Here is a 25,603-nt window from a genome sequence, read left to right as displayed (position 1 = left end):
TCCCCCCTATTTAAATTTAACCGTTCCGATACTGTCCTTGTTATTCAAAGCAACCATCTGGCTGCATATGGAAACCGCGATCTCCTCGGGCGTCTGGGCGCCGAGGTCAATGCCCATGGGGATATGCACGCGCTTGAGATATTTTTCCTCAACGCCTTCTTCCCGCAAACGTTTGAAGAATTTGACTTTTTTGGGCTTGCTGGAAATAATACCGATATAGGCGGCATCCGACCTGATCACCGCCTTCATGCATTCATAGTCAAATTCATTGCCCTGGGTCACGACGGCGATAAACGTATCGGGGTCAACGGACACCCTGGCCAACTCTTTGGCATGATCACCAACAATGATCTGGTCCGCGTGCGGGAACCGTTTTTTATTGGCAAAGGCCTTGCGGTTATCAATGATGGTCACCCTAAATCCGAGCATTTTTCCGATCGCTGATAAAGGAAGCGCTATATGGCCGGCCCCGCAAATGACCAGATACTTTTGCGGCGCGAACGGTTCAATAAAAACCTTCATCTGGCCGCCGCACACCGACTCCCCTTTCCTTCCGAAATAATTATAGGTGACGTTGACGGGTTTCCGGCCGGCAATGGCTTTGAGGCATTCGGCAATGGCGGCTTTCTCATTGCGGCCGCCGCCGATGGTCCCCCACGACGTCCCGTCGTCAAAAACGATCATTTTGGAGCCGGTTTTGCGGGGAGTGCCTTTGGGTGTAGCTTCTGTGATGGTGGCAAACGCGTAACTCTGCCCCTTTTGGACCGCCTGCAGGGCTTTGTAGAGGATATCTTCCATAGATGTACGGGCGGGGTTACCCCGCCCCTACGATTATTTTATGTAGGCCTTGATGATCTTTTGGTCGGTGACGGGACGGTCGCCCGGACCGGCGGGTGTGTTCTCGATCTTCTGCACAACGTCATAACCGGCGGAGACCTCTCCGAAGATGGTGTGGTGATTGTTGAGCCACGGGGTCGAGGCCGTGGTGATGAAGAATTGACTGCCGTTGGTGCCGGGGCCGGCATTGGCCATGGCCAGAATACCGGGCTTAGCAAAACTGTACAAAGAGCTGAATTCATCCTCGAACTTTCCGCCCCACAAGCTCTCCCCACCGCTGCCTGTGCCGGTCGGGTCACCTCCCTGGAGCATGAAATTCTTGATCACACGATGAAAAATAATACCGTTGTAATATCCTTTTTTGACCAGCCCGACCATATTTTCGCAGGCCTTGGGGGCAATGTCGGGGAATAATTTCAATTCGATCACCCCCTGGGTGGTTTCAAACACAACAACGGGATTCTTGGGCACGGAATTCTCCTCTTGCGCGTTGGTTAATGATACGAACAGAAAACATAAAACAGATAAAATCAGGATACGACGCATATTCAGGACTCCTTGGAAATTTTTAGGCCGCGGTTCTGCTCTTTTAATCTTAAGATCTCTTCGTCCAACAGCTCCTTGACCTTTTCAAATTCCAGCCGGTGCGAACGTTCCGCTTCCACCTGCTTTTCCAGGCGATCGATGAGTTGGTTCTTTTCCGAGAGCAGGCGTTCAAATTTTTCGGGCAGATCAATGGCCGCGGGCAATTCAGCCGGCGCAGGTGCGCCAGCCCCCCTGGATAAAAGACGGAAGGTGATCAAAATGGCCAAAGCGGAAATAACAAGAAGTAAAAAAACGATCATTTTGACAAAAGACCCATGGGTTCTATAATGCCGTTATGATTTCCTGTGTCCTTTTATCCGCCGGGGAAAGCGAGAGATTCGGCTCCCCCAAGGCGCTGGCCAGAACATCCCGACGGACAGCCATTGAAGACCTGCAAAACACGCTGTTGGGTTCCATCGCGGATGAGATCATCGTGGTCCTGGGCGCGTATTTTGACGCCGTCAATCCGCATGTATTTAACCACAAAAAAGTCCGTATTGTCTATAATAAAGATTATAAATTAGGGCAGACATCCTCCTTCCAGGCGGGTCTTTCTATCGTCGGGAAGGAGACCCGTGCCGTGCTTCTGGCCCCTGTGGACTGTCCTTTCATCCTGACGTCCACCGTGGATGCGCTCATCCGTCATTTTAAACAAAACAATCCGGCTATCCTTATTCCGGCTTACCAAAGCAAACGCGGCCACCCGCCGGTGTTCAACGCTTCCCTTAAATCAGAGATCCTCGCCCTTTCCCCCTCCAAAGGCCTGAACAGTTTATTCGCCGTCCATGCCCCGCAGACCCTTGAGATCAATGATCCCGGCATTGTCCAGACCTTCAACACCCCCGAAGAATTAGAACAAATAAAAAAGGACGCTGTTTAAGCGTCCCTTCTGATTTGTCATTCCCGAATGCTTTTATCGGGAATCCAGAAACTAATGCACTAGATGCCCGACAGAAACATTCGGGCATGACACTAAAATAATTATTTCAGAACAACAACCTTGGCCGTGTACTTGGCGCGCGTATAGGCATTGCCGAAAAGTTTGCGCGGCCTGACCTTTTTCCACAGATCATCGGCATCGGTCTGGATATCGGTGATGGCATCGCCCCCCAGGATCGCGGCCTCATTTTTCAGCTTGGGCAAAACATCTTCCAGGGTCTGACGGCGTTCGGTGATCACGGTCACAACACCGATCTCCTCGTAGGGCTGGTCGATCTTTTCCAGATAAGCCACGTCATTGATGCTCTTTTTCGGCTCATAAAAATCCGGCGTGGTGCCTTTGGAATCAACCTGATAAAAGGAACATCCGGACAAAGAACCAACGGCCAGCAGGAGCAACAGGACGAAATATTTCATAAATTCAATTATATCCTCAAATCGGGTTAAGACAATATTTTTTCTGTCTCTTTTAACGCTTTAATAATTTTGTCCGGTGTGATGGGCAGGTCCTTGATGCGCACGCCGATGGCGTCTTCAATGGCATTGGCAATCGCGGCGGACGTGGGCAGAAGCGACGCCTCCCCCATGCCCTTGGCGCCAAACGGCCCTTCAGGGTCATTGGTTTCCACCAGGATCGTATGCATGGGGGGCGTGCCGATGGAGCGCGGCAAACGGTAATTGGCAAAATTGCCGTTGGCGACCCTGCCGTTCTTGAACCGCAGGTCCTCATAAAACGTATAACCGATGCCCATGGCCAGGGAACCCTCGATCTGCGCTTCCACGGACTGGGGATTGATGGCCTTGCCGATGTCATGCGCGTCCCACATGGCCAGAATTTTCACCTGGCCGGTCTCTTTGTTGACTTCCACTTCCGCGATCTGCGCCTCAAATCCATAACTGCCAGAAACATTTCCCTCACCGGTGCGAAAATCAATGGGAGTTGTCTTGGGATTATAACTGCCCCTGCCGATGATCTGCTTGCCGTAATTGAATGAAGAGCATAATTCCAGCGCTTTGTCAAAATTCATAAGGACGCTGTTGTCTTTCTTAACAACGACCTTTTCCGACTTGATATCCAGATCATCCGGGTCAAGGCCATGCTCTTTGGCCACGATGTCTAAAATTTGTTTTTTAGCGTCGCGCGCGGCCAACACGGTCGCGTTGCCGGAAATGAACGTGACACGGCTGGCAAAACTGCCCGTGTCAAATGGGGTGATCTCCGTGTCCCCGGATTTGCATTTGATGCGGCTGTAGCTGACCCCCAATTCCTGGGCCGCGATCTGCGAAAGCGCGGTATTGGACCCCTGTCCCGTGTCCGCGGCACCGGTAAATAAATACACCGACCCGTCCTCTTCCACCTTGACGATGGACCCGGCGCTCTCGTGCGACTTGTACATTTTAGAACCCATGACATCAGCGGCAATGCCGATGCCGATGCCCCGGCACAATTTTTTCTGTTTGCCCCGTTTTTTGGTCCACTGGGCCGCGGCGCAGGCCTTTTCAATGCATTCGCGTAGACCATTGGTGGTCAGGACCATCTTGTTGATCGTGACCATGTTGGGCGTTGTGATGTTCTTCAGACGGAATTCCACCGCGTCCATGCCTAAGTCCCTGGCGATCATGTCCATGTGGGATTCAATGGCAAACCCGCTTTGCACGCCGCCGAAGCCGCGCATGGCCCCGCTGACAGGTGTATTGGTATAAACACGATAACCGCTCATGCGGAAATGCTGGATCTTATACACCATGAAAATGCGCATGATGGCCGCGGCCAATACCGTCGGGCCATAACTGCAATACGCCCCGCCGTCCGCCAAAACCTCACCGGTGATGGCCATGATGGTGCCGTCTTTCTTGACCCCTGTCTTTATTTTATAGATCATGCCGTGCTTGCGGCGGGTGCTGATAAATTCTTCCTCGCGGCTCAAAGAAATTTTGACCGGCAAGCCGCCGGCTTTTTTTGACAAAAGGCAGGCCGCGAAATCCATGGGCAGCATTTCCAGTTTCCCGCCAAAACCGCCGCCGACCGCCATCTTGATGACGCGCACGTCGTTGAGGTCCATCTTCAATGTCTTGGCCAAGGCCTCGCGGCATTTGAACGGCGCCTGGCTGGACGACCACAGCGTGATCTTATTGGAAAATGTCTCCCATTGCCCCACGCAGACATGCGGCTCCAGGGCGGCGTGATGGGCGGCCGGACACCAAAACCTGTCTTCGCGCACATAGTCAGATTCTTTCATGGCCCGTTCCGGGTTGCCGAAATTGACCGGCAAAATGACCGCGATATTGTTCATGGATTCATGGATCTGCGGGGCGCCGGGCTTGATGGCTTCTTCAATGTCAAAGACAGCCGGCAAGATTTCATATTTTACGTCGATGAGTTTGAGCGCCTCATCCGCGGTCTCTTCATCCACGGCAGCCACAGCGCCGATCTCATCGCCGATATAGCGCACCTTGTCCGCCTCAAGCGCCATCTGGTCCACGGTGTGCGGAAAGAAATATTCATTGGAACCGAACTTGATCAAGCCGGTGTCCCTGGCCGTGATGATGGCCTTGACCCCGGGCAATGCTTCGGCTTTAGAGGTATCAATGCTAATGATGCGCGCGTGGGCATGCGGGGAACGCAGCATTTTTCCGACGAGCATGTTGGGAAAAGCCACGTCAAACGCGTATTTGGTCTGGCCGGTGACAATGCCCCTGCCGTCAATGCGGGGCACGCTTTTTCCGACCGGGTCAATGTATTCTTTATTGATCTTTGTTTTCATGGCTTTTGCCCATCACCCTGCCTGCTTCGCGCACAGCGTCAAAGATCTTCGGATACCCGGCACAGCGGCAAATGTTGCCGTCCAGGGCATATTCGATCTCTTCCTGCGAGGGCTTAGGGTTCTTTTCTAATAAAGCGGTGGTTGACATGATGAGGCCGGGGATGCAAAACCCGCATTGCACGGCCCCGCAATCCAAATAGGCCTGCTGGACCGGATGCAACACATCTCCTTTGGCCAGACCCTCAATGGTCGTGATCCGGTTGCCCTGACAATTGACCGCCAGAGTGATGCACGACAAAATAGCCCTGCCGTTGATCATGACGGTGCAGGTGCCGCATTCGCTTTCCTGACACGCGGTCTTGGTGCCTGTCATTGACAGCCGGTCGCGCAGGACCTCCAAAAGAGTTTCATTGCCCTTCAGGTCCAGGTCGTGCTTTTGGCCGTTAATGTTTAGCGAAACGATCATCGGCCGATCTCCTCAACAGCTGTTTTGATGCAGACACGGAACATATGCTGTTTGTATTCACTGCTGCGGGTGTCATAAATGGAAGCGGTCAAATGTTTGAGCGCCTCCTCCCCCAACTTTGGATGCGACTGGGAGCTATTCAAAAATTCTTCCAGTTGGATGTCCCGCTGGGCAAAAACCGTTGTGCTGTTGATGGAGACGCGCGTATTGGACCATTGTTTGCCTTTCAAATTCGTTTTGACGCACAAAGACAATAAAGGCACGTCCACGTCGGACATTTTTTTGACCCGGCGGTAAGCAATGGACGCGCCTGTATCACGGGGAATATACGCGTGAGTGAATATTTTATCCGTGCGGGCCGCGTTCTTGAAAAAATCTTCCGCGCCCGTTTCATGGGACATTCCGTCCGGACCTATGAAATGCATCCGGGCATCCAGGGCGATCATGACTGCCGGCATTTCCGTCCAGGTATAGCGGCAGGTCAAATTACCGCCGAAGGTCGCCATATTGCGGATGGGCGTCGTTGAAATATTGTGGCACACCGTGCGCAAAACCTGAAAATTGTCCTTCAGATGAGGGCTTTCAAAGATCTCGGTGATGGTGGTCATGGAGCGGATGGTCAGGCCCTTGGGGTCAACGCTGATCCCTTTAAGGTCTTCAATTGCGGCCAAACTCAAGACATGGGCCGCTGTTTTTATTCCCTTGGTCTTTAAAAGTTTCAAACTGTTCAAAAGGAAGGTCCCTCCGGCCAGGATCTTGACGTCTTTAAGGTCCGCGAGCAGTTTGGCCGCTTCAGGAACGGTTTTAGGGGCATGGAATGTTAATTGGTTGAGCAGCATATTCTTAGAGTATAGCAAATGTACGGGTTTTTGTGTAGGCGATTTATAAAAGCCGTATCACCCCCGACGGCAGGCGTTTCAATTCCTGCGTGCCCAAAACCTTGATGGACCAGCGCAGCAGGGACAATTTTGCCTTCAGCCGGTCACCCGGTTCATTGACATTTTCCAGACGTTTGCGCGACAAAAACAGGGTCTTGCGGATGATATTGAATACGATCCTGGCCTCCCTGGCGCGCGTACTGCCTTTAGTGATGAAATCCAAGGCCTCATAGGCATTGGCGCTGACGACGTTGTTATAATGGTCCATTTTCTGGATGAGCGCCGATGTCATTGGTTCAAAATACTGGTAACGGTCCACAACCACCAGCGTGTGCATGATCTCCACCTGCACGAACGCTGAATCCGTACGGTTGAGACGGCGCAACAATGTTCTTAAGACCACCGGTTTTTCAGCGGACAACACCTGGTCCGCGTATTTCAGGCGGAAAACGCGGATCGCGGCAGCACTTTTGTAGGCGCCCACGGAATGATCAGCGACCATGGCCAAAAGGATGTCCTTGGGCTCATCCGCGTATTTTTGCGCGTAGCCGTCCAGCAAGGCCTCATCATCAAAAATGGCGTTACCCATCTCCGTTGCGTCAGCAGGGACAGGGCCTTTCGCCTGCTGGGCTACGCCTGCGGGCATCCAGCAGCACAGCGCATACAGGGCCAACACGAACACTCTCATGACATAAACTCCATGGAAACATCAACGGCTTTGGAAGAATGGGTCAAAGCGCCGACGGAAATGCGCTCCACTCCGGCGGCCGCGTAAGCGCGGACATTGGCCAGGGTGATGCCGCCGGATGACTCCAGGTGAACATTGGGTCTCATGCGATCGCGCAATAAGACGGTTTTGCGCGTTTGACCCGGGCTCATATTATCCAGCAAAATGATGTCCGCCGACGAGGTCAGGGCCGCGCGCACCTGTTTCATATTGTCTGCTTCCACCTCGATCCGGCCGCTCTTTTTCCGGACGCGGGAAACCATCGCCGGAATGCTCATGGCCGGGGAACAAAAAGCGCGGTGATTGTCCTTGATCAGGACCGCAACACCCAGGTCAAAACGGTGATTGGTCCCTCCCCCGCAACGGACCGCGTAACGTTCAAGCGTGCGCAGCAACGGGATCGTTTTACGGGTATCTAAAATAATGGCCTTATACGGTCTGATCTTTTGAACGAACCTTCGCGTGAGCGTGGCAATGCCTGAAAGCCGTCCCAGAAAATTCAAGGCCACGCGTTCCCCGGTCAAAATGGCCCTGGCCGGACCTTCGATACGGGCAATAGGTCCCGGCTTGGACAAAAAAACACCGTCACGGACCAGGGGTTTAAAACGGACCTTGGGGTCCAGCAACTTAAAGGCCATGGCTGCTAGCCCAAGCCCGCAAACAACGCCGGGAGACCTAAAAACAACACGGACCACGGCTTTGCGGCCCCGCGGGACCAAAGCATCGGTGGTCACGTCCCCCCGGCCTATGTCCTCGGACAGGGCTAAAGACACGATCTTACGGATATCAGCGGTTTTCATGAAGGGGTCATTATAACACAAAATCGGCTTAGGGCTGGGTGACTTTTTTCTCAAGCAGTTTGCTCAAGGACCTCAACTGGTAGAGGACCTGCAGGCGTTTTTTTGTCTCGGGGTCAAAAGGGCCCTCCCCTGCCATTTTTTCAAATTTGGCGATGTCCGCGTCAACCTTGTCCATAGTTTGACGGTATTGTTCTTGCGGCATTTTTGTTTCCGCCAACATTTTTTGGGCTTCAGGGGTTTCCAAAATTTTCTGCTCCACGATGGCCTTTTGCATGAAGCGATCCCATTCCTCCTGGTTTTCGGGTTCGGCACCGGGCGCTATGACGACCATACCGTATTTGGCCGGGTCTTCGGGAACTAATTTTCTTTTAGGCGTAACGGGAACAGGAGTTGTTTCCGCTTGTATCTGCACACCGGCATTAACAGGCTCCTTGTGTAAGGGGGCCTTTGGGCCCCAAAAACGCATCACAATAAGCCCCGCCAACATGGCCAAAATGATCCATTGCCAGCGTTTTGTCATTTCAGATCTCCTGCCATAAGGATGGTTCTGTCTGAAAACCGGACGCGGATTGAGAGATCAACCCTTCAAAACCGGGCGGCACCTGGCTATCGCTGACCGGATTATTGTAATAAAAACGTTTGTCCGATAAGACCTCCAGCGCGGCGATATTGTCATTGGCGATCACGTTACCGGTCGTCGTGGACAAACTGAATATGGAAAAATAATTGGCATCATCGTGGGCATAGGTCACGCCCGCATGCGTGCTTGACAGGATGGAGGCCTCATTATAATCCTCCCAGGCCACCATATTCATCTTGGAATTGGCCGTATCTTGCAGGGGTTGAAGATAGGTGATATCTCCGGTTGAAACCACGGTCACATTTTCATTGTCCTGCCAGGAGGCGTCAAAAAGGATGTTGACGTCCCCGCTGCCGGCCGTGGCCCCTTCCACATAGATCAATTTCTTTCCGGCAAGATATGAATTGGGCACAATATTGACCGTACCGCTGCTTTGAATGTACGCCACTTCACTGGGCGCGTATGTTGAGGCCAGGTTCTGATAAAAGGCCTTAAAATCATTGAATTCATCGGGCGTGCCGTTAACGTTGGAGTCCGGGAATTTCAAAGTCGTTTGAGCACTGGCAACTCCTTCGGTCTTACTTTCAAACCAGCCCGAGGCCAAGAAACCGCTTTGGGAATAAGCCCCGGAAATTTTCGTCGTCCCATAAACCTTCATGGTCGCCAAAAGACCGCTTAAAACGATATTGTGCCCCGATGCCATTGTATTATTAAAAACATCCGGAGGAAAAGGCTGGAAGGTCGCTTTGATGCTCCGGGTGCTCCCGTTAACCGTCCCTAAAAAAGTCACTTCCCGCGAACCGCTGGAATCATCCTTGCTGATATACACCGAGCCCGATGAAAATGTCTGCGTTTGCGGCGCGGAGTCCAGCATCGTCGGGTTCTTCATATAATAAGCCAGCCCGGCCTCGCTTAACCAGAGCGCCTTGGTGCTGTCCTGATAGCGTTTGGCCGTGCTGAATTCCGTCATGAGGGAGATCATATACCCCGCGGACAACAGGATCAGGACCGTGACCACCATTAAGGAAGTCACGAACGTAATGCCTTTGGAATTATGTAAGATAGGCGTTTTCATCGGTAAGCCACCTCCTGCGACAAAGTCAAGCTGGCGGACGGGCCCACGGTCGGAGAACGGGTCACCGTCGTGCTGATCAAAATGGACGTTGTCTGGTCTGTGAACGTCAGCGCGGAAATGTTATTGGCCAAAATACGCGAAGAAGCGGTCATTTGACGGATCAATTTTTTGGCATTGGCCCCGCTGTCGGACCACGTGTACGTGACGCTGCCATCCGTCGGGTGTGTGAATATCAGCGTGGTTGACCCTACGGACTGGGTAATGGCGGCGCCTGAACCCTTGCGCAAGTCCTTGGCCATGACCCACAAAGCGTTGCGGGCGTCCCTCTGGATGGCGACCCCGTTCTCGCTGGCCTGCCACGAGACATTGCCGGCGGCCAAAGCAGTGTAAAGCCCGGCCATCATCATCGTAAAGATGCCGACGACCACGAGCATTTCCACCATTGAAAAACCGCTGTTCGTCCTCATTTTGTCATCCTCGTCAGTAAACTGTACAAATAAGTGCGCGCGTTACGCACCCACCCGACATTGACCGTGATCTCCAAAGGGTCGGCCGAAGAATTGGTGTAGACCGTGTTGATGGTCTCCGTGGGAAGGGTGTTCAATCCCTTCGTCACGGTCCAGGCCGGCCAGTCCGTAGCGATGATATTGGCCAGTGTGGTGCGCGCCCTCATTTCCTCCATCAGGTATTCCCCGTGGGACGTCGCCACCGTGGAGTCGCGGGCGTATTGCTCGGCCACACGCGCGTTGGTAAAGAACATCAGGATGCTTGATAAAGTCACACCCAGAACAAAGATCGTGACGATCAGTTCCGCCATCGTCAACCCCTGATCATTGGATATTTTAACCATACATTTATTATAAACCTCCCAAAAATAAAATCCAGACAGCGTTGCTAAAATCGAACGCACGTCTGGATATCGTTAAACTCAAACATTTCAGAGGCGCGCTCGACTGCCATGCCCCCTAAAGGGTTTAGGCCCGATCCTTTGCGTCCCCGCCTTTCGACGGGTTTGCTCTTTTCTCTCACTTAAAGGATAACACCTGCGCCTGTGAATGCAAACCAGGCAAACGCTTTCCTAATAACTACTTTAAATTGGCCAAAACCTGATTTAATTGGGCAGTTTCTTTGGTAAGGGTTTCCAGGCGCTCGCGCTCCTTGGCGATGACGTCCGTAGGGGCCTTGGAGGTAAAGGCCTCATTGTTCAAGCGCCCTTCTAAGGCCTGGATGGCCTTGGTTTTTTGGGCAATATCATCCGCCATTTTCTTCTTTTCTTTAGCCAGGTCCACAATACCGGCCAAAGGCACAAACACCTTCGTCTGCCCCACCAGGGCCGTGGCGCAGTCCCTCAAGGACGGGGCTTTGGTATCTATGGTCAGGTCTTTCAAACGGGCCATGCGCCGGACATCCGCGGCATAAGCCGTGACCAGCTCCTCCTCTTTACGGTCAACAGGAACGACAAACGCGTCCATTGTTTCCTTGGGGTCCATATTCCACTGGGTGCGGATATTGCGCAAAGCCCCGATCAGATCAATGACGGTCTGCATGTCTTGCGCGGCCTTATGGTCCATGTCCCCTTTTTGACGGACAGGCCAGGACGCGGCAGACAAACATTCTTCTTTGGGACCCATGTGTCTGTAGATCTCTTCGGTCACGAACGGGATGAACGGGTGCATCATTTTAAGAGAATTCTTAAGAATGAATACGGCCGTTTTCTGCACCTGCTTGTCATCAAATTTCGGTTTGGCCAGTTCCAGATACCAGTCGCAAAAATCTCCCCAAAAGAATTCATAAATGAGATTTTCGGCCTCGGAGTAACGGAACGTCTCAATGGCGCTGCTGACGCCTTCCAACGTCTGATAAAAACGCGATACGATCCACCTCGACGGCAGATCTAATTCATTTGCATGCAGGGGCGTATCGCTATACGCCCCTACGTCAGAACATTTGGCCAACACGAGACGTGCCGCATTCCAAATTTTATTGGCAAAATTGCGGCCGATCTCAAATTTTTCCTTGGAAATAAAAATGTCCTGGCCGGAATTGATGATCAAACTGAAACGCAGAGCATCCGCCCCGTATTCCTCAATGATCTCCAGCGGGTCAATGGCGTTGCCTAAGGACTTGGACATTTTGCGGCCACGAGCATCGCGCACCGTGCCGTGGATGAACACTTCCGTGAACGGCGCTTTGCCCATGAATTCATAGCCGGCCATGATCATGCGCGCCACCCAAAAGAAAATGATTTCCGAGGCGGTGAATAGCGTGTTGGTCGGGTAAAAATATTTCAGGTCAGCATTGTCCCTGGGCCAGCCCAAGGTCGCGAACGGCCACAGCCACGAGGAAAACCAGGTGTCCAGCACATCTTCATCTTGTTTAAGGTTGGTTGAACCGCAGTGGGGACAGCGTTGGGGAGTAGTCCTGCTGACAATGGGCTCTTTGCATTTTAAAAGGCATTTGTCATCCCCCACACAATACCACACCGGAATGCGATGCCCCCACCAGATCTGACGGGAAATGCACCAGTCGCGGATCTCCGTCAGCCAATTGACATACACCTTTTCCCAATATTCAGGACGGATGCGGATGGTCCCTTTCTTCACCGCTTGCAAAGCCGGCCCGGCCAACGGCGCCATCTTGACGAACCATTGCTTGGACAAATACGGTTCAACAACGGTGTCGCAGCGGTAGCAATGACCGACCGCGTGCTTGTGGTCTTCGGTCTTGACCAGCAGCCCTTCTTCTTCCAATTGAGCCACGATCTTTTTACGCGCTTCAAAACGATCCAAACCGCTGAATTTACCGCCCTTTTCATTGATGCGGCCGTCAGGGTGCATGACATTGATGAATTCCAAATTGTGCCGCTGGCCCATGGCAAAATCGTTGGGGTCATGGGCCGGGGTCACCTTGACAGCACCGGTGCCGAATTCCATGGCCACAAGATCATCCGTGATGACCTTGATCACCCGCCCGGTCAAAGGCAGGGCCAGTTCCTGACCAACGGCATTACGGTAACGTTTGTCTTTGGGATGAACGGCAACAGCCGTATCACCGAGCATGGTCTCCGGACGCGTCGTGGCAACGGTGATACCTTCTGCGGGATTTGCCTTCAATGGGTAACGGATGTGATACAGTTTGCCGTTTTTCTCTTTATGCTCTGCTTCTTCGTCGGACAACGCGGTCTGGCAGCGGGGGCACCAGTTGATAATACGTTCCCCCCGGTAAATCAAACCCTTGTCATACAAGTGAATGAACGCCTCTTTGACCGCCTCGCTGTAAGCATCGTCCATGGTGAAACGCGCGCGCGGCCAGTCGCAGGACGATCCCAATTTTTCCAATTGATGGACAATGGTGTCCCCGTATTCTTTTTTCCACGCCCACAGCCGTTGAATGAAGGCCTCCCGCCCCACGTCCCGGCGGTGTTTGCCCTCCTTGGCCAGTTCTTTCTCAACAACGTTCTGGGTGGCAATGCCGGCATGGTCGGTGCCCGGCATCCACAGGGCGCAAAAACCGTTCATGCGTTTATACCGGACCAAGATGTCCTGAAGGGTATTGTTCAACGCGTGACCCATGTGCAGGATCCCGGTCACATTGGGCGGAGGAATAACGACGGTAAATGGCTTTTTCTTGGGATCAGGGACGGCATGAAACACATTGCCGTCCTTCCACACCTTAAGCCACTTAGATTCAGTTTCCTGGAAATTATAACGAGAGGGGAGTTCCATGGTGTGGTACGGGTGGCTTCGGTAGGGGGCCCCCCGGCGCGCGCAGGAACGAGCACGCTGGGGGAAAACCGAAGACAGGACCCGTCCTAAACTTTCTTATCTTTCAAGAGTTTGTACTCAATGCTGTCCGCCAACGCTTCCCAACTGGCTTCAATGACGTTTTCGTGGACGCCGACGGTTGTCCACGAATCCTTCGTGTCCTGTGATTCGATCAAAACGCGCACCTTGGCGCCGGTCCCTTCCTTGCTGTCCAAAACACGCACCTTGTAATCCGAAAGGTGCATGTCTTCCAGGGCCGGATAGAACTTTTTCAAAGCGCCGCGCAGGGCCCTGTCCAGGACCTCAACCGGACCATGGCCTTCAACGGTGGCGATCTCGTCATGGCCGTTGACCTTCAAACGCACCGTGGCCCCGGCCGCGACCGTGCCGTCGGGTTTCTTCTCGGTAAAGACCTTGAACCCGTCCAGATGATAGAACGGCTGGTACTGGCCCAAACGGCGTTTCATGAACAATTCGAAGGACGCGTCCGCGGCCTCAAACTGATAACCGGCATGCTCGTACTGCTGAAGGTCCGCGAGGAGCTTCTTGGTCTGTTCGGAATTCTTGTCCAGAGTGATGTTCATCTTCTGCGCCTTGAGGATGATGGGCATCTTGCCCGCCAATTCAGAGGTCAAAAGACGGCGGTGATTGCCGACAATGGACGGTTCGATGTGTTCATAGGCCATCGGGTTCTTAAGGATGGCATCAATGTGCACCCCGCCCTTGTGGGCAAAAGCCGCGTGCCCCACGAACGCGTGGTTATTGGAAAGCGTATAATTGCTCACCTCGCTCAAATAATACGACGTCTCCATCAAATGTTTGATCTTGTTTTCCGGGATGGATGTTTTTTTCATCTTGGTGTGCAGGATGGCGATGACGGTGCATAAGTCCGCGTTGCCGCAGCGTTCGCCCAGACCATTGAACGTCCCCTGCACCTGCACGCATCCGGCATTGACGCCGGCCAGGGTATTGGCCACCGCCAGGTCCATATCATTATGGGTGTGAATCCCCAAAGGCGTCCTGATTTTCTTTTTGACCTCCTTGACGATCCTGGTCACTTCTTCGGGCAAGGTGCCGCCGTTGGTATCGCACAAAATGATACAATCGGCCTTGGCCTTTTGCGCGGCCAAAACGGTCTTCAGGGCATAGGCCGGATTATGTTTATACCCGTCGAAAAAATGCTCGGCATCGTAAAACACTTCCAACCGGTGGCTTTTGAGGAAAGCCACGCTGTCCCCGATCATTTTCAAATTTTCGGCCAGTGTTGTCTTGATGACATCGGTGACATGCAGGTCCCATGACTTGCCGAAAATGGTCACGGTTTTTGTTTGGGAAGCGACCAATTCTTTGAGATTATTGTCATCCCCCGGCTTGACATTCGCCCGGCGCGTGGAACCGAAAGAAGCCAAAACCGCGTTCTTGAGCTTGCGGAGCTTCATCAACTCAAAAAATTCTTTGTCCTTGGGATTAGAGCCCGGCCACCCGCCCTCGATGTAATGCACGCCCAGCTCATCGAGCTTCTCGGTGATCTTGACCTTGTCGCTGACGGTATAAGACACGCCCTCGGTCTGCGAACCGTCGCGCAAGGTTGTATCGTAGATGATAACTTTGGACATTAAATGGCCTCTAATTTGAACGCCTTGTGCAGAGATCTGACCGCCTTGTCCGCCAGGTCCTGCTGGATGATGCAGGACACGCTGATCTCGGACGTGGAGATCATCTCGATGTTGATGGCATTGTCCGCCAATGTCTTGAACATCCTGGCCGCGATGCCGCTGTGCGAACGCATGCCCGACCCGACCAGGGAAACGCGGGCGATGTTCCTGTCCTCCAAGATTTCCCCGGCACCGATCTTTTTGCCGATGGCGGTGGTCACCTTGATGGTCTCGTTGAGATCTGTCTTGGGCACGGTGAAAGAAATATCGGACAACCGGTCGTGCGGAACGTTCTGGACGATCGTGTCCACGTTGATGCCGCTCTTGGAGATCTCCCCGAATATCTTCGCCGCGATGCCCGGCTTGTCCGGAACAGAACAAATGGTGACCTTGGCCTCGCCCTTATTGCAGGTGATCCCCCGCACGGCGATCTCTTCCATTTTCTCGGTTTCTTTGACGATCATGGTCCCTTCCTCCTTTGAAAAGCTCGAACGAACGTATAAGGGAATGTTGAAACGTTTGGCCACCTCGATGGAACGCGCCTGCATGACCTGCGCGCCCAAAGAAGCCATTTCCAGCATCTCATCAAACGTGATCTGTTTGATCTTGCGGGCTTCAGGCACAATGCGCGGGTCAGCGGTATAAATGCCGTCCACGTCGGTGTAGATCTCGCAGACCTTCGCCCTTAACGCTTTGGCCAGCGCCACCGCGGTCAGATCCGAACCGCCGCGCCCCAGGGTGGTGATATCGTCCTGGGACGTCACGCCCTGATAACCGGCCACGATGACGATCTTGTTGTCCTTGAAAGCCCTGCGGATCCGTTTGTCGTCAATGGTGATGATGCGCGCCTTGGTATGCGTCTTGTCCGTCTTGATGCCCACCTGCCGGCCCGTATAGGAAATGGCGTCATATCCCAATTCCTTGATGGCCATGGCCAGAAGAGCGCAGGAGATCTGTTCGCCGGTGGACAACAGCATGTCCATCTCGCGTTCAGGCGGATCTTGGCTCAATTGGAACGCCAGCGACTCCAGTTCATCCGTCGTGTCCCCCAGCGCGGAAACAACGACCACGATATCGGTATGTTTGTCCTTATAGGAGACGACCCGGCTGGCCACGTTCTTGATGCGTTCAACGTCAGCCACTGAGGACCCGCCGAATTTCTGGACAACGATCTCTTTTTCCATATCAATTCCCTGTTTTCAAAAAATAACGCATCATCTCTTCGCCGCTTTGGAATTTCAATCCGTTCTTGGCCGCGGCTGTTTCTCCGTATTGGACCGCGCCATTGGACTTGATGCCGCGGCCGAACATCACGAACGGCACCGGGGATGACGTGTGGGTCCGTTTGGCCACCGGGGTCGGATGGTCAGGGGTCACCAGAATACGCGCGTCATCGTTCTTGCCGTAACGGTTCAAGATGGTACCGACCAGGTCCCGGTCAAAACGTTCGATCGTTTCCATCTTCATCTTAAGGTCCCCGTTATGTCCGGCCTCGTCGGGGGCTTCCACGTGCACGTACACAAGATCATGGTCTTTCAGGGCCTCCAGCGCATATTCGGCTTTTCCCTTGTAATTGGTATCGTAATAGCCGTTGGCTCCGGGCACGGTGATGACTTTCAAACCGGCCAGGCGGCCGATGCCGTTGACCAGGTCCACCGCCGAGATCACCGCGCCGGTCAGATCCCAGCGTTCCTTGAACGACGGAAGGTCCGGTTTTTTCCCCTGCCCCCACAGCCAGATCTGATTGGCCGGCTTGTCCCCCAGGCCCTCACGGGCATGGTTGATCGCGTGCCCGCCCAGGATCTTCCTGGATTTTTCCATCAGGGTCAACAGGATCTCGCTTTGCGGGCCCGACGGCAAATGGCCGGCGACGGGCTGACCCGGAATATCGTGCGGCGCCATGGTCTTGATCGCGGACAATTTCTCAACGTTCAAACTTTTAATGACCATCAAATGCCGGTAACCCTTGCCCGCATAAAAACGCACGTCCGGCCAGTCAATGGCCCGCTGCAGGTCCTCGATCAAATTTCTGGCTTCCTCGGAATCAATGTGTCCCGCGCTATAATCCACCATCTTCCCGTCGATGACGGTGACCAGATTACAACGGAACGCCACCTCATCGGCTTTCAGGATGACGCCCATGTTCGCGGCTTCCAAAGGCGCCCGTCCGGAAAAATTGACCCTGGGATCGTAGCCCAGGAGAGCTAAATTACCAACATCCGATCCCGGCGCCAAACCATCGGGAATGGTCTTAACGAGCCCGCACAGACCGTTGCGGGCCATGTCATCCATGTTAACGGTATGGGCGGCTTCCAAAGGCGTCTTGCCGTTGAGTTGAGCGCACGGTTCATCCGCTACACCGTCAGGAACAAGAATGATATATTTCATGATTGACCGTAGGGGCGAACCTTGTGTTCGCCCTCATCGCGGGCGATGACAAGCATCGCCCCTACATTAACGAATTAATAATTTTACCAACAATTCTGCGATTTTCTTTTTTTTCGACGCCTGCGCCAGAATATGGCCGTCCGCATCCACAATAAAACCTTTGTATCCGTTTTCAACGGTGTTGGCCACCACCAGATCACAGCCCGTCCTGAAAAGTTCCTGTGTCAAACGCCGTACGCGTGAACGTGTCAGGCCGGGCTCCAATTTAAACCCCACCAAAAATGTCCGCGGCGACCATTTTTTGATCAACGCGATGATCTTGGGGGTCGGTGTCAATTTCAGGACCAGGGGTTTGCGGGAACTGACCTTTCCCTTCAGCGGCGTTTTAAGTTTAAAATCCGAAACAGCGGCCGCGTGAATGACAACGTCATGCCCCTTTTGCACTTCTTTCTTAAGAACGCTTTTGAGTTCATCAAAAGCCATCGGCCCCTCAAGCAGAGTCACGTGCGCTTTGCGTTTCAGGAACGCCCGGGCCAGGGCACGGCCCATTTCCCCCGTTGAACGGTTGCTGATCACCCGAACGCGGTCAATAGGAACCCAGGTTGGCCCGCATGTGATCAAGACCCTCATGTCACAATCCTATGAGCGATAAAATGGCTTTGCGGTCCGCGGCAACAACCGGCGGCTGGGGCAGGTCCTTCATGGCTGTGCCGGGATCTTTAAGTCCATGCCCGGTCAGGGTGCAGACAATGCGCCCGCCCTTGTGTTGAGCAAAATACCCGCTTTGGGTCAACTTCAAAATGCCGGCAATGGATGCGGCGCTGGCCGGTTCCGCGAAAATACCGGCGCCGGCGATCAAACGATAGGCCTCCAGGATCTGGGCGTCCGTCACCTTGTCGATCGTTCCTTTGGACTCGTCGCGGGCCGCGACCGCCGCCTTCCAACTGGCCGGATTGCCGATGCGGATGGCAGTCGCGATGGTGTCTGGATCTTTAATGACACGGTTTTCAACAATGGGCGCGGCGCCCGCGGCCTGGAATCCAAGCATTTTCGGCAAAATTTTGCTTTTGCCCGCGGACTTGTATTCTTGATACCCTTTCCAATACGCCGTGATATTACCGGCATTGCCAACGGGTATGGCATGAAAATCCGGGGCGTCCCCTAAGAAATCACAGATCTCAAAAGCGGCTGTCTTTTGCCCTTCAATACGGAAAGGATTGATGGAATTGACCAGTTCCACCGGATAATGGGCCGCGATGTCCTTGACCAGGTTTAAAGCATCGTCAAAATTACCGTCAATGGCAATGACCTGTGCTTGATGCACCATGGCCTGGGCCAATTTGCCCAGAGCAATGTTGCCGTTGGGGATCAGGACAACGCATTTCATCCCGGCACGGGCGGCATACGCCGCGGCCGAAGCCGAGGTGTTGCCGGTGGACGCGCAGATGACCACCCTGGCCTTTTTTTCAGCGGCCTTGGAAATGGCCATGGTCATGCCGCGGTCTTTGAAAGACCCCGTCGGGTTTAAACCCTCATATTTCAAGAAAACCTGCAGGCCGGTGCGTTTGGACAATTCTTCCGACGGGATCAAAGGCGTATTGCCTTCATGCAGGGTGACGACCGGGGTCTTTTGGGAAACCGGCAGATATTCACGGTAACGCTCAATGACGCCTGTCCAACGGACCATCATAACTTCTCCATGCGGATGGCCACGGGTTTGCTGCGCACCACCGCCAGATGATTGATCTGTTCCAGTGCCTCGCGCACCAGATGTTCCTTGGCGCCATGGGTCAACATGACCACGGGAACGGTCAGGCCCTTATTTTCCTGTTTCTGGGTGACGGACGCGATGCTGATATTGTGCTGGCCCAAAACACCGGTGATGATCGCCAGAACACCGGGTTTGTCAATGACCATGAAACGGATGTAAAAACGGGTCTCCACTTCATCGATCTTGCGGATGGTGAGGCCCTCCCCCTCTTCAATGGGGTTGCCCGCCCACACCGGCATGGCCATGTCTTTGCGCATGGCCACATTGACCAGATCGCTGACGACCCCGGAGGCCGCGGTCATCTGCCCCGCGCCCTGACCTTCAATGAAAATATCACCCAGCGGGTCGGTATCCAAAAAGATGGCATTGTCCACACCGTTGACCGTGGCCAACGCGTGCTCTTTGGGGATCAGCGTCGGATGCACACGCACGTCAAGTTCATTGCCGACCCTCTTGGCAATGGCCAAAAGCCGTATGGTCAGATTCAGGTTACCGGCGAATTCAATGTCCTCGTGGGAAATATGATTGATCCCCTCGGTATAAAAATCCTTGACCCCGACGAACTTCCCCTGGGTCAAGAAAACCAGAATAGCCAGTTTGTGCGCCGCGTCCATGCCGTTGATGTCCAAAGTCGGATTGCTTTCGGCATATCCTTTTTCCTGCGCTTCTTTCAGGGCCTGCTGGAACGTCAATTGTCTCCGGGACATTTCGGTCAAAATATAATTGCAGGTGCCGTTGATGATCCCGTAGACGCCGTTGAATTTATTGCCGGCCAGACCCTCGGTGATGGTGCGGATGATGGGAATGCCGGCCCCGACCGCGGATTCAAAATAAACGCTTTTACCGGCGGCATTGGCCTCTTTGAAAAGTTCCTGGCCGCAATTGGCGATCAGTTCCTTGTTGGCGGTGATCAAATGCTTCCCGGAACGCAAAACGGACAAAGCGATGTCCTTGGCCGGATTCATGCCGCCGATGAGTTCAATGACGATGGAAATATCCTTGTCATTGAGCACGGCATGATAGTCCGGGGTCAAAAAAGTATTGTCCAGACCGGGTGAGGGTTTTTTGGCAATGCTGCGGTCCGCGATGGTCTTGATAAAGAAATCTTTTTGATATTTGTCTTTATAGAATTTACGGCGGCTTTTCAGGATCTTGACGACCCCTTGTCCGATGACGCCATAGCCGATCAAACCGATATTGATGCGTTCCATACGAACCTCACACGATTATCCTTATTTATTTTCGGAAGAATAACGCTCGATCTTGTCCAGAACATCCTGGGCTTGTGCCGAAAGTTCATGGAATTGGACCCTGGCCTCATACAGGAGCCCCGGGATCTTTTCCTTTGAGTCCAGGACCACCCCCTCCAGGGTGACGTTGTCGCCTAAAAACGGCGTCTTGAGCTCAATGACCAGTTCACTGCCGGGCTCAAAGGGCGCGTTGACAATGAAATTGATCCCGCCTTTGCTGATATTATTGACCTGCGACATTTCGTATTTGATGTTGCCTTTCCCCTTTAAATGATAGGAAAGGATATAGTTACGGTAAATACGGACATGCTGCCGGCGGTCTTTGAAAGAGTCTGTCATTGGTATTCCCCCGCAGTCGGCCGCCCTCGCTTGGACCAATGGCGCTCGGGTCGGCTTCAAATCTCACTTCCCTAAATTAAAATGGTCGGGACGGTGAGATTTGAACTCACGGCCTCTTGAACCCCATTCAAGTGCGCTAGCCAACTGCGCTACGTCCCGGACCTCATTAGTTGTTTATTTCCAATAACTTGCGATAAATCATAATTTTGCTTACTTTTAGAATCACCGTCTAGTGTCCAAAAAGTGTCTATCTTTTTACCTAAAACGTCCACCGCATGTTTTTTATGGCTTGCCGATAAATGGCTATAACGCAATGTCATTCTTATATCCTTATGGCCTAATAATTCTCGCACTGTATTTAGATCTATACCGGCCATGACCAACTGGCTTGCGAAAGTATGCCGCAGGTCATGAAAATGAAACTCTTTTATATCAGATTTACGCAGGGCTGTCCAGAATGATTTGCGAACATCCTGGTATGGTTTTCCGTTGGAACCGCAGAAAACATAAGGACTTTGGGCATTCCTGGGTATCCTAATCAAAGCCGTCTTGACCTGCTCATTTATGTATACTTCCCGCTTTTCACCATTCTTGGTGTCATGGAGGGTTAAAATAGCCCTTTTGAGATCAACATCTGACCATTTTAAGCCTAAAATCTCTCCTCTGCGCATCCCGGTATTTAAGGCAACAACCACAATGGGTCGCAGCTTTTTATTGCAATTGGAAAGCAATTTAACGATCTCCTCACGTTCCAGGAACCGGACCCGGCCTTTTGGCTCTCTCAAGAAAGTAACAGCTTTTGCAGGAGTCTCTTTAAGCTTGTCCCAAAGCACCGCTTTATTAAATAACGTCTTTAAAGTAGCCAGCTCCCGATTAACTGTAGCCGGTGAAGCGGTTTTAGAACGTTCCAACTTGAAATCTTCGATATCTTTGACTTTGATTTCGTAAAGGTATTTGCCTCCAAAAAACTTACCCAAGCTATTAAGATTGTAGCGATCTGACTGCCAACTCTTTTTATTAACCTTGGAATGGACATTAATAAACTCGTTGCCAAAAATTTCAAACTTGATCTTTTCACTTTTGTTAACATCGAGAAACTTGCCTTCAGCAATTTCGACCTTACGCTTGGCTAAAACCGTTTCAGCTAATTTTCGGCTGGAACCTACTTTCTCTCTTTTTCTCCTGCCGTTGAAGTAATGCTCGATAAAATAATTACCCTCCCGGGAACTGATTTTGATCTCTGCTTTGCAATGCGTACAAATGATTTCCTTAACGTCTCTTTTATAGACATTATGATTTTGACCGCACCCTGGACAACAAACACGATTAAAGACAGCCATATTATTCAACCTTTTATAACTTCATTTTGCATATACTATTGAAGCTATGGACATCGTTTTGCATACAACATCTCTCAATGTGGCAATTGACCTACGCCCCACTGATAAAATCTTTCTGTTTGTTTAACAATCTCCAATGCTTCGGATTGTCTGAATTCACGTTCTTCATAAGCAACCATATGTTTCTTAGAAATTATTTTATCATACGCATTAACGTATTGCTTAACTCCATCAATGGGTATTTGCGAGAGCAACTGGGATGCATGCCGATGATCATCTCCACTAAATCTTTTCCTCAAAAAGTAGACTGTTAAAGCATCATTTAAGGAGATAACACAATGCGCCGCATTTAAACCTACTCCGTTCCATAATCCAGCGTCTAGCGATAATCGCATTACTTGATAGAAATCATTGGCTTTATTTTGGAAACCTTTATACCCATTTTGAGAAACATAGATACTTTTTAAAGATTTCGCGCTCATACTACCCCCTCCAATCGTTCACCCCACACAATTCGATGAGATTTTAATATTGATTTAATAACGCCCAATCCCTTATCTTTTTTAAATTCACTGATAGTCTTAACGTAAGGCTCAATACCCATGCCTAGGGGGATCATTAAACCGGAATTCATATTAAATATTAGATTTTCTACCCTTTTTTTATCCTTTTGTTCTTTGACCACAACACATAAATCTATATCGCTGCCGGGCTTTTCGGTCCCTTTTTGTACGCTGCCAAAAAGCACTATTGAAAAGATTGAATTTATAAATCCAGATCTTTTAATACCCCGAACAATGTTTTTTATAAAGCTGTCTAACAGTATTTTTTCTTTATTAAACATGGGTTTTAATATCTCCGCTACAATCCTATTGTCTTTATTTAACTCATATACATGAGAATTTCCATAATTCTTTAGAATAATGATCTGTTCATTAGCTAATTCCTTCATGGCCTTATGAACAGTTGTGGGCGACAGCTTAACAATCTTTGATAATTGCCTGCCGTTTATTTCAGTAGGATGGTTACAAAGCAGTCGCAAACAAATAGTTTTTGTCTGGCTGTCTAAAATATGGTTGAGGGGCTTATTAAATCTCATTTTGTTGTCCAGTTAAATGGATATACGTCCATATATCTGGACATAGTATATCTGACAAAAATAAACTTGTCAATCGGCTTCTATGCTAAAGAGGAAGTCAGTAAGTGGTAAAATCAATTCAATTTTGCTACAGAATTTTCTTTGAGCCATGCTTCTATAACTTTCAGATCAAATTTTACCAGTCTTCCAACTTTTATGTAAGGAATTCTTTTATGACACACCCATACATAAAGGGTCCCCTTGCTAATACCTATATATTCAGAACATTCTACCATTCCTAAATAACGCTTTTCAAGTATTGCAAAACCCATATGACCAGTCCTTTGTAGAAATCAATCTCCGATGTGCGGCCTTGCTCCGCCATCTTCTTTATTATCTTTCTCAGGTTTTTCCAATTTTGGCTTTGCCGAATTAAGATAGTATTTCTCAAATAACCGCAATCCACCTCTTTTATTCTTTTTTTCTTTTCTCTTATACTGCAATTCCGGCATATCAACAAAATGTCCCAAGTTAACGCACTTCTGGCTGTTGTCTCCCCTATAAATAAAATATCCTTGGCCAAATTTATGCAAATTCTTGATTTTATCCGGCGGAAAGTGAAACTCATTGACCACACGGTTGGACGATTCTCCGCTGTAAATTTGATTACCAAACTTACCCGCAGTCATCCGGTATGTTTTTTCTTCTTTAAGGTATGTACCCATGCTTTTGGCTATCAATTCGCAAAGTTCCGGGTCGGTTTGCCTAAGATAAATTTTATTGAGAGTATTTTCGTCAATACGTTTCATGAACGTTACGGATATGGCTTTTAAATCGCTTAAACTTTGATGCGCTATGGTCACCATCATCCCGCTGCTGCGGGCCTTGTTTAATACCTCAACAAAAGACTCTTCGGCGAATGAAGCGTATTCATCAATGACAATACTAACCAATGTATTTTTTGGTATTTGTCCTGTTTGAATAAGTGAAGAAATATAGCGCAAATTCGCCTGTACCATGCGGGCGATACTTATAGCCTGGATGGGATAAGAATTCGTCGGAAGCTGAAAATACACAATTTTCCGTTGTCTTATCGCATCAGTTAAAACAATATCGCTGTCAGGGTCATTGAGGGTGCTGTCCTGGTGGGCAAAAAGATAGTTGGTAAAACCCGCGATCACATTTTCCAATCCATTTTGCTGGTTCTTCAAACGCTCGATCAATCCTTCCAGTAACTTTAAATGCGTCATCCCTTTTCCGTGTTTGTCTGTGATCTGTTTATTAATAAAGCTATAGCAGGATGGTTTGGTCAAATAAGCATAAATATCTAAGACCGTAAAAGGCTTGCCCAGCGAATGCAAAATGTAAAAAGCATTTGTGAATATCGTTTTAGACATTTCCCTATAAAACGAATTGTCATCTTGAAAATTACTTAAAAAAGCATCTATGACGATCTGGGGATCACACTCCCCCACGAATAGCGGATTATACGTACAGGAAATATCTTTGTACGCCAACGAGAACAGCAAAAAATCATCAGCCCTGCCAATAGAAGCCAGCATGGCATGAAGCTGGTAAATGGATGATAACTCTCCTTTGGCATCAAGGATGATAACAGGACGATTTTTCAAGGCGTCCTGATAGATCAAAGGCAAGAAAACCCCTGAGGTCTTGCCTGTGCCGGTCATTCCTAGAATTTGTAAATGCTGGCTTCGCTGAATATCGGAAACGGTGACCATTTCTTTATTCCGTTTTTCGGCATTCATTCCTAAAAGAGTCATGTCGAGATTATTCCCCTTCTGGTAAAGGGCTTTCAATTGCTTTGGTAGATCAAAAATATAAAAAGGAAACGCTATATCTTTTGCGGGCTTAATGCCCAGTCGCCACATATTGAAACGATTCCTTAATTTCTCGATGTAGTGCCCTGTACACCAAAGCAGTCCTAATGCCAAGGCCACCGCCAATCCAAGCAATACTAAAGAATACGGCTCTTGTAGTTTTGCCTGGACCCACTCACCGTATTTACGGTAGAGAATTACTAAGAAAATCAGGGCAAGAAGGCCAAAGTCACGGGTATTCTCTGTGTTATTTTCTTTATTATTTTCCATCTGGCTTAACCGCCCAATGTCCGGCCTCTATCACAATGTGTTTATAATGACCTTCCACAAGATCACTGTTCTCATCCACATGAGCATTGACCCACGCCCGGCTGGTCTTGGCCTCAACCCAGGCCTTTTCCTCTTTGTGTTTTTCTGCCTGTCGTTCGGGGAACGGAATCAAAGTTTTACTAAAGTCAGGATCATCCCAGGTAGCGCATCCGCTTAAGACAATCACAAATAATAAGGACACGAATTTCAAAGACATGT

At 50.8% G+C, this 25,603-nt stretch carries 28 protein-coding genes, 1 tRNA gene and 1 riboswitch; of the genes, 1 reads left to right on the top strand and 28 read right to left on the bottom strand.

All coding sequences use genetic code 11. From position 1 onward, the window contains the following. Window positions 1–6 precede the first annotated feature (6 nt). The 3 genes from Q7K71_01525 to Q7K71_01515 are packed head-to-tail and all read right to left on the bottom strand — an operon-like array spanning window position 7 to window position 1,682. Window positions 7–798 carry an XdhC/CoxI family protein gene (locus Q7K71_01525; protein ID MDO8674780.1) on the bottom strand — a complete coding sequence of 264 codons (792 nt, stop codon included), beginning with the start codon at window positions 796–798 and terminating at the stop codon, window positions 7–9. Between the two features lie 33 nt (window positions 799–831). After that, complete coding sequence (locus Q7K71_01520; GenBank protein ID MDO8674779.1) at window positions 832–1,383, bottom strand: peptidylprolyl isomerase; 552 nt, start codon at window positions 1,381–1,383, stop codon at window positions 832–834. A gap of 2 nt (window positions 1,384–1,385) precedes the next feature. After that, the gene (locus tag Q7K71_01515; protein MDO8674778.1) at window positions 1,386–1,682 is read right to left on the bottom strand and encodes a hypothetical protein; all 297 of its coding nucleotides are present in this window, start codon (window positions 1,680–1,682) and stop codon (window positions 1,386–1,388) included. A gap of 35 nt (window positions 1,683–1,717) precedes the next feature. Here Q7K71_01515 and Q7K71_01510 point away from each other — a divergent pair, with 35 nt between their 5' ends. Further along, window positions 1,718–2,302, top strand: coding sequence for a nucleotidyltransferase family protein (locus Q7K71_01510; GenBank protein ID MDO8674777.1), 585 nt, complete (start codon window positions 1,718–1,720; stop codon window positions 2,300–2,302). 101 nt (window positions 2,303–2,403) lie between these two features. Here the strand turns inward: Q7K71_01510 and Q7K71_01505 are convergent, their stop codons facing one another. The 25 genes from Q7K71_01505 to Q7K71_01385 all read right to left on the bottom strand — a co-directional run bounded on the left by Q7K71_01505 (window position 2,404) and on the right by Q7K71_01385 (window position 25,601). Further along, window positions 2,404–2,778, bottom strand: coding sequence for a hypothetical protein (locus Q7K71_01505; protein ID MDO8674776.1), 375 nt, complete (start codon window positions 2,776–2,778; stop codon window positions 2,404–2,406). Window positions 2,779–2,804: 26 nt separating this feature from the next. Continuing rightward, window positions 2,805–5,126 carry a molybdopterin-dependent oxidoreductase gene (locus Q7K71_01500; protein MDO8674775.1) on the bottom strand — a complete coding sequence of 774 codons (2,322 nt, stop codon included), beginning with the start codon at window positions 5,124–5,126 and terminating at the stop codon, window positions 2,805–2,807. Beyond that, window positions 5,107–5,592 (bottom strand): (2Fe-2S)-binding protein, encoded by a 486-nt coding sequence (locus tag Q7K71_01495; GenBank protein MDO8674774.1) that lies wholly within the window; start codon window positions 5,590–5,592, stop codon window positions 5,107–5,109. The genes Q7K71_01500 and Q7K71_01495 overlap by 20 nt, the downstream gene beginning before the upstream one ends. Beyond that, window positions 5,589–6,431 carry an FAD binding domain-containing protein gene (locus Q7K71_01490; GenBank protein MDO8674773.1) on the bottom strand — a complete coding sequence of 281 codons (843 nt, stop codon included), beginning with the start codon at window positions 6,429–6,431 and terminating at the stop codon, window positions 5,589–5,591. The genes Q7K71_01495 and Q7K71_01490 overlap by 4 nt, the downstream gene beginning before the upstream one ends. A gap of 43 nt (window positions 6,432–6,474) precedes the next feature. Next, window positions 6,475–7,158, bottom strand: coding sequence for a hypothetical protein (locus Q7K71_01485; GenBank protein ID MDO8674772.1), 684 nt, complete (start codon window positions 7,156–7,158; stop codon window positions 6,475–6,477). Continuing rightward, window positions 7,155–7,997 (bottom strand): carboxylating nicotinate-nucleotide diphosphorylase, encoded by an 843-nt coding sequence (gene nadC / locus Q7K71_01480; protein ID MDO8674771.1) that lies wholly within the window; start codon window positions 7,995–7,997, stop codon window positions 7,155–7,157. The genes Q7K71_01485 and nadC overlap by 4 nt, the downstream gene beginning before the upstream one ends. Window positions 7,998–8,025: 28 nt before the next feature. Further along, complete coding sequence (locus Q7K71_01475; GenBank protein ID MDO8674770.1) at window positions 8,026–8,517, bottom strand: hypothetical protein; 492 nt, start codon at window positions 8,515–8,517, stop codon at window positions 8,026–8,028. Window position 8,518: 1 nt separating this feature from the next. Beyond that, the gene (locus tag Q7K71_01470; GenBank protein MDO8674769.1) at window positions 8,519–9,652 is read right to left on the bottom strand and encodes a hypothetical protein; all 1,134 of its coding nucleotides are present in this window, start codon (window positions 9,650–9,652) and stop codon (window positions 8,519–8,521) included. Then, window positions 9,649–10,119, bottom strand: a complete 471-nt coding sequence (locus Q7K71_01465) for a prepilin-type N-terminal cleavage/methylation domain-containing protein (GenBank protein MDO8674768.1) — start codon at window positions 10,117–10,119, stop codon at window positions 9,649–9,651. The genes Q7K71_01470 and Q7K71_01465 overlap by 4 nt, the downstream gene beginning before the upstream one ends. Then, entirely contained in the window at window positions 10,116–10,502 is a 387-nt protein-coding gene (locus Q7K71_01460) for a hypothetical protein (protein ID MDO8674767.1), read from the bottom strand. Before Q7K71_01460 ends, Q7K71_01465 begins: the two co-directional genes overlap by 4 nt. A gap of 89 nt (window positions 10,503–10,591) precedes the next feature. Next, window positions 10,592–10,679: riboswitch (cyclic di-GMP riboswitch) on the bottom strand. A 58-nt stretch (window positions 10,680–10,737) separates the two neighbouring features. Further along, window positions 10,738–13,377, bottom strand: a complete 2,640-nt coding sequence (locus tag Q7K71_01455) for a valine--tRNA ligase (protein ID MDO8674766.1) — start codon at window positions 13,375–13,377, stop codon at window positions 10,738–10,740. 86 nt (window positions 13,378–13,463) lie between these two features. Then, window positions 13,464–15,032 (bottom strand): citramalate synthase, encoded by a 1,569-nt coding sequence (gene cimA / locus Q7K71_01450; protein MDO8674765.1) that lies wholly within the window; start codon window positions 15,030–15,032, stop codon window positions 13,464–13,466. Then, window positions 15,032–16,255 (bottom strand): aspartate kinase, encoded by a 1,224-nt coding sequence (locus tag Q7K71_01445; protein ID MDO8674764.1) that lies wholly within the window; start codon window positions 16,253–16,255, stop codon window positions 15,032–15,034. Before Q7K71_01445 ends, cimA begins: the two co-directional genes overlap by 1 nt. A 1-nt stretch (window position 16,256) precedes the next feature. Further along, a complete protein-coding gene (locus tag Q7K71_01440; protein ID MDO8674763.1) occupies window positions 16,257–17,459 on the bottom strand; it encodes a cofactor-independent phosphoglycerate mutase in 1,203 nt (400 codons plus the stop codon). A 66-nt stretch (window positions 17,460–17,525) separates the two neighbouring features. After that, window positions 17,526–18,089 carry a phosphopantothenoylcysteine decarboxylase gene (locus Q7K71_01435; GenBank protein ID MDO8674762.1) on the bottom strand — a complete coding sequence of 188 codons (564 nt, stop codon included), beginning with the start codon at window positions 18,087–18,089 and terminating at the stop codon, window positions 17,526–17,528. A 1-nt stretch (window position 18,090) separates the two neighbouring features. Beyond that, entirely contained in the window at window positions 18,091–19,149 is a 1,059-nt protein-coding gene (thrC, locus tag Q7K71_01430) for a threonine synthase (protein MDO8674761.1), read from the bottom strand. Next, entirely contained in the window at window positions 19,146–20,441 is a 1,296-nt protein-coding gene (locus Q7K71_01425) for a homoserine dehydrogenase (protein MDO8674760.1), read from the bottom strand. The genes thrC and Q7K71_01425 overlap by 4 nt, the downstream gene beginning before the upstream one ends. 21 nt (window positions 20,442–20,462) lie before the next feature. Next, complete coding sequence (locus Q7K71_01420) at window positions 20,463–20,819, bottom strand: PilZ domain-containing protein (GenBank protein ID MDO8674759.1); 357 nt, start codon at window positions 20,817–20,819, stop codon at window positions 20,463–20,465. Window positions 20,820–20,901: 82 nt separating this feature from the next. Continuing rightward, window positions 20,902–20,978, bottom strand: a tRNA-Pro gene (locus Q7K71_01415). Continuing rightward, entirely contained in the window at window positions 20,969–22,159 is a 1,191-nt protein-coding gene (locus Q7K71_01410) for a site-specific integrase (GenBank protein MDO8674758.1), read from the bottom strand. Before Q7K71_01410 ends, Q7K71_01415 begins: the two co-directional genes overlap by 10 nt. Window positions 22,160–22,233: 74 nt before the next feature. Next, window positions 22,234–22,641, bottom strand: coding sequence for a hypothetical protein (locus Q7K71_01405; protein ID MDO8674757.1), 408 nt, complete (start codon window positions 22,639–22,641; stop codon window positions 22,234–22,236). Further along, entirely contained in the window at window positions 22,638–23,258 is a 621-nt protein-coding gene (locus Q7K71_01400; GenBank protein MDO8674756.1) for a nucleotidyltransferase domain-containing protein, read from the bottom strand. The genes Q7K71_01405 and Q7K71_01400 overlap by 4 nt, the downstream gene beginning before the upstream one ends. A 113-nt stretch (window positions 23,259–23,371) precedes the next feature. Continuing rightward, a complete protein-coding gene (locus tag Q7K71_01395) occupies window positions 23,372–23,569 on the bottom strand; it encodes a helix-turn-helix domain-containing protein (protein MDO8674755.1) in 198 nt (65 codons plus the stop codon). A 21-nt stretch (window positions 23,570–23,590) separates the two neighbouring features. After that, window positions 23,591–25,345 carry a TraM recognition domain-containing protein gene (locus Q7K71_01390; protein ID MDO8674754.1) on the bottom strand — a complete coding sequence of 585 codons (1,755 nt, stop codon included), beginning with the start codon at window positions 25,343–25,345 and terminating at the stop codon, window positions 23,591–23,593. Continuing rightward, window positions 25,335–25,601 carry a hypothetical protein gene (locus Q7K71_01385; GenBank protein MDO8674753.1) on the bottom strand — a complete coding sequence of 89 codons (267 nt, stop codon included), beginning with the start codon at window positions 25,599–25,601 and terminating at the stop codon, window positions 25,335–25,337. The genes Q7K71_01390 and Q7K71_01385 overlap by 11 nt, the downstream gene beginning before the upstream one ends. Window positions 25,602–25,603 lie beyond the last annotated feature (2 nt).

This window comes from Candidatus Omnitrophota bacterium, assembly GCA_030650275.1.
Lineage (GTDB): Bacteria > Omnitrophota > Gorgyraeia > Zapsychrales > Fredricksoniimonadaceae > JACPXN01.
Note: the sequence above shows the minus strand (reverse complement) of the source record. Positions and strands in the feature narration are given on the sequence as shown.